This is a genomic window from Streptomyces sp. NPDC007084, from assembly GCF_040703595.1.
In the GTDB taxonomy this organism is placed as follows: Bacteria; Actinomycetota; Actinomycetes; order Streptomycetales; family Streptomycetaceae; genus Streptomyces.
This window is the reverse complement of sequence record NZ_JBEYFY010000024.1, coordinates 36,023-51,477: the sequence shown is the minus strand read 5'-3', so window position 1 is coordinate 51,477 and position 15,455 is coordinate 36,023. Positions and strand designations below refer to the sequence as shown.

The 15,455-nt window shown below is 73.1% G+C and carries 14 protein-coding genes; 6 read left to right on the top strand and 8 right to left on the bottom strand.

The genetic code is table 11. The features are described from left to right. Window positions 1-77: 77 nt before the first annotated feature. The 4 genes from AB0912_RS20675 (at window position 78) to AB0912_RS20660 (ending at window position 5,221) form a co-directional block, all read left to right on the top strand. A complete protein-coding gene (locus tag AB0912_RS20675) occupies window positions 78-1,058 on the top strand; it encodes a glycosyltransferase family 2 protein (RefSeq protein ID WP_366701718.1) in 981 nt (326 codons plus the stop codon). Next, window positions 1,055-2,389: an alpha-2,8-polysialyltransferase family protein gene (locus tag AB0912_RS20670; RefSeq protein ID WP_366701716.1), complete on the top strand. Its 1,335-nt coding sequence runs from the start codon at window positions 1,055-1,057 to the stop codon at window positions 2,387-2,389. Before AB0912_RS20675 ends, AB0912_RS20670 begins: the two co-directional genes overlap by 4 nt. A gap of 285 nt (window positions 2,390-2,674) precedes the next feature. Continuing rightward, window positions 2,675-3,997: an acyltransferase gene (locus tag AB0912_RS20665; RefSeq protein ID WP_366701714.1), complete on the top strand. Its 1,323-nt coding sequence runs from the start codon at window positions 2,675-2,677 to the stop codon at window positions 3,995-3,997. 237 nt (window positions 3,998-4,234) lie between these two features. Then, the gene (locus AB0912_RS20660) at window positions 4,235-5,221 is read left to right on the top strand and encodes a class I SAM-dependent methyltransferase (protein ID WP_366701712.1); all 987 of its coding nucleotides are present in this window, start codon (window positions 4,235-4,237) and stop codon (window positions 5,219-5,221) included. 113 nt (window positions 5,222-5,334) lie between these two features. On the opposite strand, the gene AB0912_RS20655 is transcribed toward AB0912_RS20660, so the two are convergent. After that, the gene (locus tag AB0912_RS20655) at window positions 5,335-6,066 is read right to left on the bottom strand and encodes a TetR/AcrR family transcriptional regulator (RefSeq protein WP_366701710.1); all 732 of its coding nucleotides are present in this window, start codon (window positions 6,064-6,066) and stop codon (window positions 5,335-5,337) included. A gap of 72 nt (window positions 6,067-6,138) precedes the next feature. On the opposite strand from AB0912_RS20655, the gene AB0912_RS20650 reads away from it, so the two are divergent. Beyond that, on the top strand, window positions 6,139-7,854 hold the full coding sequence (locus tag AB0912_RS20650) for an FAD-dependent oxidoreductase (protein ID WP_366701708.1): 1,716 nt from the start codon (window positions 6,139-6,141) through the stop codon (window positions 7,852-7,854). Between the two features lie 41 nt (window positions 7,855-7,895). Here the strand turns inward: AB0912_RS20650 and leuE are convergent, their stop codons facing one another. Then, window positions 7,896-8,546, bottom strand: a complete 651-nt coding sequence (gene leuE, locus AB0912_RS20645) for a leucine efflux protein LeuE (RefSeq protein ID WP_366701706.1) — start codon at window positions 8,544-8,546, stop codon at window positions 7,896-7,898. Window positions 8,547-9,067: 521 nt separating this feature from the next. On the opposite strand from leuE, the gene AB0912_RS20640 reads away from it, so the two are divergent. Further along, the gene (locus AB0912_RS20640; protein ID WP_366701704.1) at window positions 9,068-9,976 is read left to right on the top strand and encodes a L,D-transpeptidase family protein; all 909 of its coding nucleotides are present in this window, start codon (window positions 9,068-9,070) and stop codon (window positions 9,974-9,976) included. Between the two features lie 518 nt (window positions 9,977-10,494). Here AB0912_RS20640 and AB0912_RS20635 read toward each other — a convergent pair. The 6 genes from AB0912_RS20635 to AB0912_RS20610 form a co-directional block, all read right to left on the bottom strand. Then, the gene (locus tag AB0912_RS20635) at window positions 10,495-11,658 is read right to left on the bottom strand and encodes a hypothetical protein (protein ID WP_366701702.1); all 1,164 of its coding nucleotides are present in this window, start codon (window positions 11,656-11,658) and stop codon (window positions 10,495-10,497) included. After that, window positions 11,658-12,320, bottom strand: a complete 663-nt coding sequence (locus AB0912_RS20630) for an RNA polymerase sigma factor (RefSeq protein WP_366701700.1) — start codon at window positions 12,318-12,320, stop codon at window positions 11,658-11,660. Before AB0912_RS20630 ends, AB0912_RS20635 begins: the two co-directional genes overlap by 1 nt. A 361-nt stretch (window positions 12,321-12,681) precedes the next feature. Then, window positions 12,682-13,311, bottom strand: coding sequence for an RNA polymerase sigma factor (locus tag AB0912_RS20625; RefSeq protein WP_366701698.1), 630 nt, complete (start codon window positions 13,309-13,311; stop codon window positions 12,682-12,684). Window positions 13,312-13,422: 111 nt separating this feature from the next. Then, a complete protein-coding gene (locus tag AB0912_RS20620) occupies window positions 13,423-13,815 on the bottom strand; it encodes a hypothetical protein (protein ID WP_366701696.1) in 393 nt (130 codons plus the stop codon). Window positions 13,816-14,165: 350 nt separating this feature from the next. After that, entirely contained in the window at window positions 14,166-14,738 is a 573-nt protein-coding gene (locus AB0912_RS20615) for a hypothetical protein (protein WP_366701694.1), read from the bottom strand. 86 nt (window positions 14,739-14,824) lie between these two features. Next, entirely contained in the window at window positions 14,825-15,349 is a 525-nt protein-coding gene (locus tag AB0912_RS20610; protein ID WP_366701692.1) for a hypothetical protein, read from the bottom strand. Between the last annotated feature and the right edge of the window lie 106 nt (window positions 15,350-15,455).

Here is a 15,455-nt window from a genome sequence, read left to right as displayed (position 1 = left end):
GTTCCGCCACGCGTCGTTCACCTCGTATCCCACCAACGGCCAAGACGAATGCCGGGCCGCCCCCTAACGTCACAGGGGTGGTCAAGCTCTCCGTCATCGTGCCGTTCTACAACGTGCAGCAATACGCGCCAGACACTCTGAAGAGCCTGCGCGCGAACGCGCGTCAGGACTTCGAATTCATTCTCGTCGACGACTGTTCGCGCGACGAGACACCGGACATTCTCGCGCGCGCGGAGCGCGAGCTCCCGGGCGCGGTGTATGTCAGACACGAGAAGAACGGAGGACTGGCCACCGCGCGCAACACCGGGATCGACAGAGCGCGCGGCGAGTACCTCACGTTCCTCGACGGGGACGACTGGCTCGCCCCCGGTTACTACGAGCAACTCGTGTCCTCCATCGAGGACTTGGGCTGCGACTTCGTGCGCACGGACCATGTCCAGTGCACGGCGCGCGCCCGTACGGTCCACCGTGTCCCGCACGGCCGCCGCGGGGTCGTGCTGAACCCGCGCGACGCCATCCTGCCCGCCGACCGGTCCACCTCCGTCGACTACGCCTTCGCCTGGGCGGGCGTCTACCACCGCCGGCTCGTCGACCGCGGGCTGCTCCATTTCACCGACGGGCTGCGCACGGCCGAGGACCGGCCCTGGATCTGGAAGCTGCACCGAGAGGCGGAATCCTTCGCCACGGTGGGGCTGCTGGGCGTGTTCTACCGGCGGGGTGTCGCCTCCTCGCTCACCCAGATCGGTGATGTCCGTCAGCTCGATTTCATTCGGGCGTTCGACCAGGTGGTGGCCGAAACCGCCCAGGACCGCGACGCCGACAAACTCCTGCCCAAAGCAGTGCGCACCTATTGCGCGATCATTTCCCATCACCTGGGATCCATCGAAAGGTTCGAGCCGGCGGTGGCACGGAAACTCAAGTCCATGAGCGCCGTCGCGCTGCGGCGCATGCCGCAGGACGTACTGGACGAGGCCCTCGACTCCATGGACGTGCAGCGCGCCACGCGGCTGCGCCGACTGCGCAGGCGGCCCGCGCCCGCCGCGGGGGTGGCCGCGTGACCACCCAGATCTTCATGGCGTCCACGCTGTACGGCGCGGCCACGCTCGCCGCGGCCCTCGACTCCGACGGCTTCGGCCCCGCCGACCGGCGCATCCTTCTCGTCTCCAACAACGCGGCGACGCCCGAGACCACGCCCGGCGTGGACGAGATGCCCGGCTTCGAGCAGGTGCGCGGCCGGTTCGACGAGGTCATCTCCTGGAACGAGACCATCTCCCCGTTCCACCCCGGCGGCTGGGCCCCGCGCCCGGACGACGTACCGCTGTGGGAGCGGCATCTGCGGCTCGCCTGGAACCTCGGGGACGACGACGTCGAGCTGGCCGTGGAGTCCATCCAGGTCAACCCGGCGCTCGGGGTCGCCCAGATCTTCCTGGGCGCGCCCGTCACCGTCTACGCCGACGGCCTGATGAGCTACGGCCCCACCCGCAACAAGATCGACCCGCTGGTCGGCACCCGGGTGACCCGGCTGCTCCACCTGGACCTGGTCCCCGGGCTCACTCCGCTGCTGCTCACCGAGTTCGGCGTCGAGCCGGAGATCGTGCCCACGGACGCGTTCGTGAAGGTGCTCGCGCAGCTCGTCGACACCGGGGACGAACTGCCCGCGATCGACGAACCGGCGCTGCTGCTCGGCCAGTACCTCTCCGCGCTCGGCATCCTCACCGCCGAGGAGGAGGAGGACCTCCACGTACGGATGCTGAAGGGGGCGGTCGAACTCGGGCACACCCGCGTGGTGTTCAAGCCGCACCCGACCGCGCCGGCCCGCTGGTCGCGGCTGCTGGAGCGGGAGGCGGAGAAGCTCGGCGCGGATCTGACGGTGGTGGACACGCCGGTCCTCGCCGAGGTGCTCTACCAGCGGATGCGGCCCGCGCTGGTCGTCGGCTGCTTCTCGACGGCGCTGCTGACGGCGTCCGCGCTGTACGACCTGCCGGTCGCCCGCGTCGGCACGGCCTCCCTCCTGGACCGCCTCACCCCGTACGAAAACAGCAACCGCGTCCCCGTCACGATCGTCGACGCGCTGCTGCCGGAACTGTCGGACGGGGCGGCGGTGAAGGCGCGGCGGCCCGGGATAGACGTGGCGGACCTGGCCGCGCTGCTGAGGGCCGTCGGGTTCGCGATGCAGCCGAAGATCTACCCTCGGCTGAGGAGCGAGGCCGAGAGGTACCTTGCCACGCATCTGAAGCAGCACACCTGGCGCTACTTCAAGCGCCGGCGCCTCACCTCGCTCGCCCTGCCCGGCGCGGTCCCCGTCCAGCTCGCCTTCATCCCGCGCAACGCGACCGTGCGGCGGGTGGCGCGGACGGCGCGGGCGCTGCGGCGGGGCGCCAAGCGGTGACCGCGGCCTGACGCCACCTCGCGAAGCCCCCGTTCCGGACCTCTGGTTCTCAGGGCTCCTGTTCCGAAGCCCCCGTTCTGGTGCCGGACGGGGGCTTCGCGTTTCCCCGCTCGCCGCGTGTCAACACCGTGCCCCGTCCGCCCGTCCGGGAGGATCGGTGCCGCACGGAAGCGGGACCGGACGTCCCCCCGTGCGCGTCACCGGCACGGCGCGCCCCGCCGCGGCGCCCTGTGTTCCACCTGTCCCCGCCCAGAAGGTCCCGCGATGCCCGCGTCCGACCAAACGATGACACCGACAGGTCAGGCCCCCGCGCCGATCCCTCGCTCTCCCGTTGCCGCCCCCGCTCCTCACGGCCGCCGGGCGGACCGGCTCCGCTCGCTGGACGGTCTGCGTCTGCTGGCGGCCCTGATGGTCTGCCTCTACCACTACGCCGGCCGGGGCGGACCGGTGGCCGACTCCTGGCACCGGTCGCCCGCCCTGCTCTTTCCGAGCCTGTCGCGGGTGGCGGTCTACGGCTGTCTCGGGGTGCAGTTCTTCTTCGTGATCAGCGGCTTCGTGATCTGCATGAGCAGTTGGGGCCGGCCGCTGGGTGACTTCTGCCGCTCCCGGGTCGCCCGCCTGGGCCCCGCCTACTGGACCGCGCTGGTCCTGGTCACCGCCGCCGCCTGTGTGCTGCCGGTCGTGCAGCGCCCGCTCGGGCTCGACGCGTTCCTCGTCAACCTGACCCTGCTGCAACAGCCGATGGGCGTACCCCGGGTGCTGGGGGTGTGCTGGACGCTGTGGGCGGAGGTGCGCTTCTACGCGTTGTTCGCGGTGTTCGTGGTCTGGCGGGGCGTCACCTACCGCCGGGTGGTGGTGTTCTGCGCCGCTTGGACGATGGCCTGCGCACTGGCCCGGGTCGCCCACAACCCCCTGACCGACGAGCTGGTGATGCGCGAGTACGCCCCCTTCTTCATCGGGGGCCTAGCGCTGTACCTCGTGCACCGCTTCGGGAGCACCCCGCTGCTGTGGGGCCTCGTGGGCGTCTCCTGGCTGCTGGGCCAGCACCAGGTGACAGCGGAACTGTGGCACCCCGGCGCACGGGGCGACTTCCACCGGGACCCGTACGTCATCCTCCTCGTCGTCACCCTGGCCTTCGCCACGGTGGCCGCGGTGGCGGTGGGCCGGCCACGCGGGGGTGGCGCCGGGGGCGGCGGCGCGGGTGAGACCGGGGGCGGCGCCGGGGTCGAGGGCGCGGGTGGGGTTCGGGGCGCAGACGGGGCTCGGGGCGCCGGCGGGGCTCGGGGCGCGGGCGGGATCTTGTCCGGGGCCGGAGTCGGGGCCGGGGCTGGGGCTGGAGCTGGGGTCGGGGTCGGGGTCGGGGTCGGGGTCGGGGGGCGGTGGCTCACCGTGGCGGGGGCGCTGACATACCCCTTCTACCTGCTCCACGAACACCTGGGCTGGTTCGTCATCCGCCTGCTCCACCGCGGCCTGGGCATGCACCCGTACCCGACCCTCGCGCTCACGGTCCTGAGCCTGCTGCTCCTGTCCTGGCTGATCCACCGCTTCGTGGAAAAGCCGCTGGGCCCCAAACTGAGACGAGCACTCGCGACGGGTCCCGCACGCTGACGCGCGGCGCCCGTAGGGCTGGCCGAAAAGCGGGGCGCGTCCAGGGCGGCGGGGTTCTTCCGGGAAGAAGGGTTGGGGCACCTTTTCGGACAACGGGAATTCGCCTGGTATTCACGTGCTCCACGGGTTTGCGGTGCCCGCTTCGGGCAGGCGTCGGACTGTTCGTGATTGGACCATCGGTTTCTCATGGTTTTCCGGACCTGATCGCCTCGTCGTACAAGGGAGCGTCTTCTCCTCATGACCGCCGCACCAGGGACCACCCGACCGCCCCGCCTGCTGGAGGACGTTCCCGGCTGGTTTCCCGTTCTTGATCAGATGCTGTTCACGTGGTTTCTCGAACGACAGCGGGCCGCCGGTGTGCGCGGGGATCTGCTGGAGGTCGGGGTCTACATGGGCAAGAGCGCGATCCTGCTGGGACACCATCGCCGGCCCGGCGAGCGCTACACCGTCTGCGACCTCTTCGAGGGAGACGCCCCCGACGGAGCCAACCGCGCCGAGTCCACCAAGTCGTACGCCTCGCTCAGCCGGCAGGCCTTCGAGGAGAACTACCTCTCCTTCCACGACGAACTGCCCCGGGTCCTCGCCGGCCCCAGTTCCCTCGTGCCGGACGAGGTCGAACCGGGCTCCTGCCGGTTCGTCCACATAGACGCCTCGCACCTCTACGAGCACGTGTCCGGCGACATCGGCGCGGCCCGCGACCTGCTGGGCCCGGACGGCATCGTCGTCCTGGACGACTTCCGCTCCGAGCACACCCCCGGCGTCTCCGTCGCCGCGTGGGAGGCCGTCCTCAACCGCGGTCTGCGCCCCGTCTGCCTCAGCACCCAGAAGCTGTACGGGACCTGGGGTGATCCCGCCCCGCTCCAGGACGAGTTGCTCGGCATGGTGCGCGGGCGCGACGACTGTCACCTGAGCGTCCAGGAGGCGGCCGGTCACACGATCGTCCGCCTCAAGAGCAAGGGCATGCGGCCGCCGCCGTTCCCGTTCTCCCGGCATCACGCCGGGGACACGGGCGACCACTCTTCGCACGGCGGGCCGGACTCCGCGAAGGCGGACCCCGGGAAGGCGGGCTCCGAGAGGGAGGCGGCGGCGCGTCGCCCCTCTCCGTGGCGCCGCCGTACCCGCCGGATCGCCGTCGACCTCCTGCCGCCGCTCCTCACCCGCGCGGTCCGCAACGCCCGCGCGGTCCGGCGAGCGAGGGCACGCGCGCCGCAGGGCTCCCGTTGAAGGCGCCCGCGCTGAAGGCGGCCTCGCCGGAGGCGGCCTCGCCGGACGCGGCCTCGCCGGAGGCGTCCCGCTGAGGCCACCCTCGCGGCCGGCGGATCAGCCGGGCCGGCGGATCACCCGATCCCGTAGCGCGCCCCGATGCCCGCCACGATCAGCTCCAGGCCCTCCTCGAAGTGCCGTTCGTAGTTCTCGAAGATCTCCGCGCCCGCCGCGGCCGACAGGGGGAAGTCGGCCATGCGGCGGGCGCGTTCCTGTACGTCGAAGCCCTCGCGGCGCTCCCCGGGGACGGGCTGGACGCCCTGCTCCTCGGTGACGTAACCGAGGGTGTAGAGGTACGTGGTGGTGGTCGCGCGGACCGCCTGGTCCAGGGTGAAGCCCGCCTCGGTGAAGATCCGCAGCGTCCGCTCCATCTCGACGGCGTGCACGGTGCCGTTGAAGCGGGTGCCGCTGAACACCTTCGCGCCGTCGCGGTAGCTGAGCAGGGCGGCGCGCAGCCCGCGGTTGGACGCGAGCAGCCGCTCCCGCCAGCCGGACTCCCGCCCCTCCCCCGGCCCCGGGGCCAGCGTGGAGTCCGCCTCCGACCCCCGCGCCTCCCCCGACTCCTCCGCCTCGTCCGCCTCCGACGCCGCGACCATCCGGCGGTACATCTCCGTGGCCATCTCGTCCAGCAGTTCCTGCTTGTTCTTGAAGTGCCAGTAGAGGGCCGGCGCCTGCACGTCCAGCTCCTTGGCGATCGCCCGCAGACTCAGGCCGTCGAGGCCCGTCTCGTTGAGCAGCCGCAGGGCGGTCTCGACAACCTGCTTCTTGTCCAGCTTGGGGGTGCGCTGGGTCTTCTGAGTGGCCACGCTTGACAGTTTAACGCCGTTAAGGGCATGCTCCGAAATGTGGAACTTAACAGCGTTAAGGAGAGGGTGGGCATGGACACCAGGGCAGACGTGGACAGCGGGGCAGGCGTGGACACCAAGGCAGGCGTGGACAGCGGTGCGGACGTGGAGACCGTGGACGTACTCGTCGTCGGCGCCGGCCCGACCGGCCTCGCCCTCGGCATCGACCTGGCCCGGCGCGGGGTGGACGCCCTGATCGTCGAACGGGCCGACGCGCTCTTCCCGGGCTCGCGCGGCAAGGGAATCCAGCCGCGCACCATGGAGGTCTTCGACGACCTCGGCGTGCTCGACGCGATCCACGCGGCGGGCGGTGAGTACCCGGTGGGGATGGTCTGGCAGGACGGCCGGCGGGTCGGCGAGCACGCGATGTTCGACCCCGCCGACACGACCGACGACTCGCCGTACTCCACGCCGTGGATGGTGCCGCAGTGGCGCACGCAGGAGATCCTCTTCGCGCGCCTGGAGGAGCTGGGCGGGCGGGTCGCGTTCGGCCGCGAGGTCGTCGGCATCGACGGCATCGACGGAACCGGCGGGATCGACGGAACCGGCGAGGGCGAGGGGATCGTCGGGGTCGACGGGATCGGCGCCGGCAAGGGGATCGACGGGGCCGACGCGGAAAGCGGCCGTGTCACCGTCGAGTTCGCCTCCGGAGCGCCGGTCCGCGCCCGGTACGTCGTCGCCGCCGACGGAGGCCGTTCCGTCATACGGCGCGCGCTCGGCATCGCCATGACCGGCGAGACCGTCGACCCGCACCCCACGCTCGTCGCGGACGTCCGGATCACCGGCCTGGACCGCGACAACTGGCATATCTTCCCGCCGCGCGAGGACACCGGCGGCTTCCTCGCGATCTGCCCGCTGGCCGGTACGGAGGACTTCCAGGTCGTGGCGCAGTTCCCGGAGGGCACGGAGGTCGACCTGTCCCCGGCGGGCATCCGGCGGACCATCGCCGAACGCTCCCATCTCACGCCCGGGGACGTGACCGAGGTGCGCTGGGCCTCCGACTTCCGCCCGCGCGCGGCGCTCGCGGACCGCTTCCGGGCGGGCCGGGTCTTCCTCGCCGGGGACGCGGCGCACGTCCACTCACCGGCCGGCGGCCAGGGGCTCAACACCAGCGTGCAGGACGCCTACAACCTGGGCTGGAAGCTGGGCGCGGTGCTGAGCGGCGCGGCGCCGGCCGCCCTGCTCGACACCTACGAGGCCGAACGGCGGCCGGTCGCCGCCGACATGCTCGGCCTGTCCACCCGGGTGCACCGCGGCGAGACCCGGCGCGGGGCGGCCACCCGCCAACTCGGTCTCGGCTACCGCGACTCGTCGCTCGCGGTGGAGACCCGCGCGGAGCCGCCGGAGGGCACGCTGCGCGCCGGGGACCGCGCCCCGGACGCGACGGTCGACGGCGTCCGTCTCTTCGACCTGTTCCGGGGCCCGCACTGGACCCTGCTGACGGTGGGCGAGACCGGCACGGCGGACGCGCCCGGCTCGCGACACGCGTCAGGCCTGGCAGCCGCCTCCTGCCCGGCAGACGTGTCAGGCCCGGCAGCCGCGTCCTGCCCGGTGGACCCGCCCGCCTCGACCACCCCGGCCGGCGGCCCACCGGCGCTCCCGGGTGTCCGTACGGCCCGGATCGACGCGTACGGCCCGTACGGCCCCGGGGTCTTCCTGGTCCGCCCCGACGGCTACGTCGGCTGGGCCGGCACCACGGCAGAGGCCCTGCCGGCCTACGCGGCCACGGTCGGCCTGACACCCAACTGACCCCCGGAAACCGGGCGTTCGACCTGGGCCGCCGGTGCCCCTCAGGCGCTGGCGAGGGTGAGCTTGACCGCGAAGCCGAGGAAGAGGGCTCCGGCGGCGGTGGTGGCCCCGGCGGAGAGGCGTCTGCGGCGGCGGAAGGCGGCGGCGAGCCGGGTCCCGCTGAAGATCAGCGCGGTCAGGTAGAGGAAGCTCGCCGCCTGGGCGAAGGCGCCGAGCACGACGAAGGAGAGCGCCGGGTAGGCGTACCCGGGGTCGACGAACTGCACGAAGAAGGCGACGAAGAACAGGATCGCCTTCGGGTTGAAGAGGCTGATCACGACGGCCCGCCGGAAGGGCCGCTCCTCGGCCGCCGGCTCGGTCTCGGCGCTCTCCGCCACGGGCTCCCGGCGGGCCCGCCACATCGCCCACGCGGCCCGCAGCATCCCGAACGCCAGCCAGGACAGATAGCCGGCGCCCGCGTACTTCACGATCCCGAACAGCAGGGCGTTCGCCTGGAGCAGGGAGGCGACTCCGGCCGCCGACAGTGTCATCAGCACGGTGTCCCCGCACCACACGCCGGCCGCCGCCTTGTACCCGGTACGGACGCCCTTGCGGGCGGCGACGGACAGCACGTACAGCGAGTTCGGCCCCGGCAACAGGACAATCAGCACAAGCCCCGCGAGATAGGTGGGGAGATCGATGACACCAAGCATGAGAGCGAGTGTCGCACGCCCCTCTGACACTCCACCGCCCTGTCCCGGGAGGTGGTCAGGGGGCCGGTCACAGGGGCGGTCACAAGGGCGGCCGGGCGGCTCATTCCCTGTCGAGCAGGGTGTCCACGGAGAGGTCGAGGGTGGCGGGGGGGCGAGGGTGCCGGGGTCGAGGGTGGCGGGGGCGAGGGTGCCGGCGGGGGCAGGGAGGACGACGGGTTCGCCCAACGTCATCTCGTGTTGCGGCACAGCCACGGCACCCTCCTTCTCAGGGGTCACTCTCCACGAACTCCACGAACGTAACCGGGCGCGTGCGAAGTCCGCCCGCGCTCACCCATACGGAGGATTCGCCCAGGTCGCAACGGCTCCGGCCGCATGTGCGTCCGTGGGAGTGGGGGGTTCTCGTGTTCGCTGCCCCCATGCCGCCTGGTTCGTGGCCGGTCGCCCACGGGGAGCATCTCAGGGGGCGCGGGGCGAGAGGGGGGCCTGATGTGCACGACAGGACGGGTGGAACAGGGGTCCGGATGCGTACGACAGGGATGAAGAGAGCGCTGGCCGCCCTCGTGGCGTTCGCCGCGGTGAGCGGCTGTACGGCACAGGCCGTGGACGGGTCGGGGAAGACCGCGGCGCCCGTGCGGATCGACGGTTCGCTCGCCCCCGGGAAGCAGGACGACGACAAGCAGGACGACGACAAGCCGGCGGCCGGTGCCGGTGCCGGGAAGCCGGCGGCCGGGGCCGGGAAGTCGTCCGCAGGGGCCGGGAAGGAGGACGGCACGCCCGCCGCCCCGGAGGGCGCCCCCGCCAAGGTCCTCTGGTCGCGCGGCGACCGGGGTGACGACATCCGCGTGGCGCAGGCCCGCCTCCACCAGGTCGCCTGGCTGATCACCCCGCCGACGGGGACGTACGACGACCGGACGGTCGAGGCGGTGAAGGGGTTCCAGGGCAAGCGGGGTCTGCCGGGCACCGGCCGGCTGGACACCGTCACCTGGGACCGGCTGAAGCGGATGACGCACACCCCGGCCGACTGGGAGCTGTATCCGTACGGCGGGCAGCCGGCCGCGAAGCCCGATCCGCGCTGTATGACGGGCCGGGTGCTGTGCGTCAGCAAGACCAGCCGCACCCTGCGCTGGATGATCGACGGGCGGACCGTCTCGGAGATGGACGTGCGGTTCGGCTCGCAGTACACGCCGACCCGCGAGGGCGTGTTCACCGTCTACTTCAAGTCACGCCACCACGTGTCGACGCTCTACGACACGTCGATGCCGTACGCGATGTTCTTCAGCGGCGGTCAGGCGGTGCACTACTCCTCGGACTTCGCGGCCCGCGGCTACTACGGCGCCTCGCACGGCTGCGTCAACGTCCGAGACGAGCGGAAGGTGTCGGCCCTGTTCGCGCAGGTCCGGACGGGCGACAAGGTCGTCGTCTACTGGTGACGGGGCACCGCGCGGAGCGGGAGCCGGACCGTATGGGGCGCGGGCGGGACCGGGGGAACGTGTCCCGCCCGCGCCAGGTGCACGGAGCCGTGGGTACGGGGGGAACCCCGGCTCCGTGCGACGGCCGATGACCAGTCGGCTCATCCATTACTGCGTCACGGCGGCCGAAAACGTCACACCTGGCCGGAAAAAAGTTCAAGGAAAAACGAAACTGCAGGTCAGCGGCATACCGCTCGGTCGGGAGGATGACGGGCAGGTAGCGGGCGGGTGGCGGGGACATGGCAGAGGTGTGACGGGAGAGTTGCTCCGGCGGGCGCCTGGGAGAGGTGCGCCCGGCGTGCACGGACGTACGCGGACGTACACGGGTGTACACGGGCGCGCGCAGGCCTACACCGGGGCGCGATGGGGCCGCGAGCGAAGGCGACCGCGCGGAAGGCGGGGGGGGCAGGGAACCGCCCAGGTCCGGCGTCCGGTGGGCGACTCGGGGACCGGCGGGCGGGCCGGGGAGTGGGGGCGGCTCAGGGAGTGGTGGTCGCGGCCGGGGTCGGCGTGGGCCAGGGGGACGGGAACGGGGACTTCGCCGGGCGGACGGGAAGGAACCGGGTCAGACCGGGGTGGGCGGGGGCGGTCGCGCCGCGACCGCCGTGACGGCCCCCGCCACGTCCGCCGTGGTGGCCGTCGTCGTCACCCTGATCACCGTGATCGCCCCGGCCGCCCTGACCGTCCTGACCGTCCTGGTCATCCTGGCCGGAACCGTGGCCCCCGCCCTTACTATCACCGCCGTTGCCTACGCCCTTGCCCGCGCCCTTCCCGTCCCCCGCGCCCGTGCCGGCCCGGCGGCCGAGCAGGGTCGCGCAGTACAGCCTGACCCGGTTGCCGCCTCCCGCCGCGTGTTCCAGAGCCTGGCGGCGTTCGTCCTCGACGCTTCTGCCGTCGAGAACGTCACGGCAGTACGCGCGCGCCCGTCCCAGCCAGACCGGGGACCGGCCGGCGCGGGCGGTGGCTTCGCCGACGGGGCGGCCGGACGCCTCGCCGGTGTCCGGCCGGGCGGGCGTGGCGGCACTGCCGGACGGCCGGCCCGAGGGTGCGCCGGGCGTGGGCAGCACGGAACCGATGCCGCCGGAGACGGTGGGCGCCGGGGAGTCGAGCGGCCGGTCGGGGGTCCGGATGGCCGTGACCGAGGCGGCGGGGTCCGGATGCTCACGGGTGAACGGCGTCGGCAGCGCTCCGGTTCCGGCCGCGACGGCGATCCCGCCGACCATCCCGACGGCGAGCATCGCGGCGAGCCCGAACCGGGTGGGACGCGCCCAGCGGGTCCGCCGCCGGGGCGCGGCCGGGCGCCCGATCCGTACGAGACCGGCGTCGGCGACGGGAGGGGCGGAGCAAGCCGGAGCGCGGCGGCCGGGCCGGGCGGCGGCACCCTCGCCGCTGTCCCGCGCCTTGCGGAACGCGGCCAACGCGGCTGCCTCGCCGGGGAGTTCGGCGCTGTCCGGAAGGGCTTCGGCGCTGTTCAGGGCGGGTTCGGCGGCGTTCGGGGCGGGGTCGGGGGCCAAGGCGCCGAGGACGGCGGCGAGTCGCTCCACCTGCTCGCGGATGTCCTCGTCGACGGCTTCCAGCGGCTCTCCGCGCAGCAGACGCTCCGCGGCGTCGGCGTCCAGCCACGTGTACTGCTCGTCGGCCATCACATGTCCTTCTGCGTCCGCGAACGCGTATGCGTCACACCGGCGGACGTCACCGCGCGGGTGCGCGAACCTCTTTGCTGGGGTACGGCGTCGAGCGCGCCGGGGGATTCCGCATCCGCGTCGAGCAGCTCGGCGAGCCGCTTCAGACCACGGTGGGCCGCCGTGCGGACGGCGCCGGGGCGCTTGCCGAGCGTCTCGGCGGCGGCCTTGGCGTCGAGGCCGACGACCACCCGGAGAACGACGGCTTCCGCCTGGTCCTGGGGGAGCTGGGCGATGAGCGAGAGGGTGGTGCCGGTGGCGAGCGACTCGATGGCCTCGGTGGCGGTGTCGGACTCGGCGGGCCGGCCGGTCAGCTCGGTCTCGTCGCCGCCTATGGCGGGGCGGCGTCCGCGCATCCGTATGTGGTCCAGGGCGCGGTTGCGGGCGATACGGGCGGCCCAGCCGCGGAAGCGGTCGGCGTCACCGCTGAACCGCTCCAGGTCGCGGGCTATCTGGAGCCAGGCCTCGGACGTGACGTCCTCGGCGTCGGGCTCTCCGACCAGCGTCCGTACGTAGCCGAGCAGCCGTGGGTGCACGGCGCGGTACACAGTCCGGAACGCGGTCTCGTCCCCGTCCTGCGCAGCACGCACCGCGGCGGTCAGCTCCGCGTCGTCCCCCAGCACCCCCGCGCCCCTCTTTGCGCCCCGTCCGGTCCCGCTCGCGCCGACCGGTCTCTCGCCGTCCCTCGTGGTCACGGTTCCGTCGGCCTCCGCACCCGGCGCGAAAGGAACGTTACGGCCTGAAACAGCTCCCCGTCCATGTTCGTACAACGTGCAACTACCCGGTGACGGAGCGAGGTGTGACACAAAACGCAGTCGCGGCGCTGTACTGAGTACGGGCCGCCGCGCGGCCCGTGCCGCGCGACGGCCGGGGCCTCTCCTGTGGGGGGTGGCGGCCTCGGCCGTTGCCATCGGCATCCCTGCCCGGCACATGTCGGCATCGCCGGCCGGCACGTGCACGGGCTCCACCTGTCCCGCAGGTGGCTCAAACCGCACCATCACCGGCATCCGTACCGGGGCGTCGTCCCGGGGACGGTGTCTCCTCGGCTGCCAGTCGGCCGGCGAGGCGTTTGAGGCCTCTGTGGGATGCGGTGCGTATCGCTCCCGGGCGTTTGCCGAGGACTCGGGCCGCGGCCGGGGCGTCGAGGCCGATGACGGTCCGGAGGAGGACCGCCTCGGCCTGGTCGCGCGGGAGGCCCGCGATCAGCTTCAGGGCGTACTCCGTGGACAGGGTCTCCAGTGCCGCGTCGGCCGTGTCGTGCCGGCCCGGCAGTTCCAGGACCTCCCGCTCGATGGGCGTGCCCCGGGGCCGCGCCTTCAGGCGGCGCAGGTGGTCCAGCGCCCGGTGCCGGGCGATCGTCGCGGTCCAGCCGCGGAACCCCGCGCCGTCTCCGCGGAACCGCCCGAGGTCCCGGGCGATCTCCAGCCAGGCCTCGGATGCCACGTCCTCGGCGTCGCCCCCGACGATCCCGCGCAGGTAACCGAGCAGTCCGGGCTGCACCATCCGGTAGACGACGGCGAAGGCGGCCTCGTCCCCCTCCTGCGCCCCGGCGACGGCGACGCCCAGTGCTCCGTCGTCCGGCTGCGCGCGGCGGGGTTCCCCTCGCTGGCCCAACACTGTCCTCGTTCACGCCGAGTCCGCCCGGGTGTGCTCCGCCGGCGCGGCCGATCGCGCCGGCACCCTCATGGTCATCAGCGCCGCTGCCGGCGGAAACGTCACAGCACGTCAGGGCAGGAGCCCGCGGGTGGCCTCCCGGCACAGCAGGCGCAGGGAACCGTCGCCCACGTAGGCGCGGCGGGCCTCCTCGATCGGGTCCCAGAGGCGGCCGTCGGGGGTGCGCAGCCAGTGTTCGCCGCCGGTCTCCCACCACTCGGCGCCCGTCCGGCGGGCGACGACCTCACCGGCGTACGCGCCGAAGCCGCGCAGCACGTTCTCGACGGCGGCGTACGGCGCGCCCTCCCGGCGGATCTCCTCGATCACGCGGTCGACCCGCCACAGGCTCCGGGCGGAGTAGTCGAGGCGCAGCCGGGCGCCCTCGCGCATGGTCGCGACCGAGTCGGCCGCCCAGCGGACGGGCTTCGTCGCGGCGGCGGGCCTGGTTGTCTGCGTAGCGTTCACATCCGGTAGAGCGTGGCGGCGGACGGTTTCGTCACCCGGTTCGGCCGGGGTTCGCGACACCGTCCCAAGACCGCCACCTCCACCCCGGGACGGTCACAGAAACCGCCCACCGGCACGGGTTTGACGCCCCGTTGCCGGGGCCGGGGCACCCCGTTCCCGAAGTCGGGGCACCCCGTCGCAGGGGCCGGACGCACCCCGTTCCCAGGGCCGGACGCACCCCCGTTCCCGGGGCCGGGGCGGCAGCTCTCCGTCCGGCCCGCGGCGGCAGCTTTCCGCCGGGCCCGCGGCGGCAGCTCTCCGTCCGGCCGGCGGCGGCAGCTTTCCGCCGGGCGCGGGGGCGGCCGGGGACCCTACGCCCGCCCCCGCGCCCGGCGGGACACGACCGCCCGCAGGACGCGCCGCGCCTCGATCGACGTGTCCAGCACGAACCGCAGTCCGCTCGTGCCGTGTTCGTCGAGGAGTTCCAGGACGGCGGACTGGCGGCGCAGTTCGGCGGCGACCAGCGGGGACAGCCCCTCGGTGCGGCCCTCCTCGCGGACCGTCGCCCAGGAGGTGGTGTCGTCGGCATGGTCGAGGTGGCGGTGCGCCCGCAGGGCGGTCAGCGAGCAGGCGTCCGCCCAGGCCCGCAGTTCCGCCTCCGAGGGCCGCTCGGGAGCGGTGTCGAGCATCAGACGGGTGAGCACGGCCGCGTGGTCCTCCTCGGTGACGGGCGGCTCGGGCGTCCCCGCGTCCAGCTTGGCGCGCGCCTGTTCGAGACGCGTGCCCCACTGCGCCCAGGCGTCGGCCTCGGCGAGGCACGCCCACAGCGGCCGCAGGACGTCGTCGTCGGCGCCCAGCAGCGGCACGCACCGATCCAAACAAGCCAGCCCGCTCGCCGCCAGACTTCTCTCGTCGGCCTGAGCGATCAGTTCCACCAGACTCATCACGACTCCCTAGAAATGCCTCAACAGGGCGCCCTCGCCTTACGGAGCCCGCACTTCCCCTTACTGCGCGCAACGGACCGGGAGTGTCACAGTGGCACCACACCGAGCCGGTCGAGGAACGTGAAGAACAGGTTTTCAGCCAACTCCCCGGCCTCCGTCACCGGGGCCTCCGGTTCCGCCTCCAGCACCTCGGAGAGTTCCCCGGCCGTCACCTCGTGCCCCGCCTCGGCGGCCCAGGCGACCGCCCGCTCGGCCGCGTCGGCCGGTTCCAGGAAGTAGTCGTCGACGCCGAGCCCGCCGTCGCCTCCGCCGAGACGGCGGGCCATCGCCTGCCGGGCCAGACAGGTGCTCCACGCCTCGCCGGACGGCACGGCCGCCTCGACGGCGACGCACGCGCTGTCCATCACGTATCCGAAGAGGGCGGGCGCGCCGGTCTCGCGGGCGAGCGCGCTCATGCTGCCGATCCCGGTCTCCGTGCCCGGGCACTCCCAGATCTGCCAGCCGCCGGGCGCCGCCGTCCGGGACACCAGGCCCGCCACCCCGGCCAGCGCCTCCGAGTCCGCGAGCGGCCGTTCGCTTCTGCCCACCACGAAATAGCCCCAATGACCCATACCGGTTCCCCCCGGGTGTCTCGGTTCGGCGGCTGGGCCGAATACACCACAGGGGTACGGGGGTTGGCCAGGGAAACGGACGAACCGGTGCCCCTCGGACGCCTCA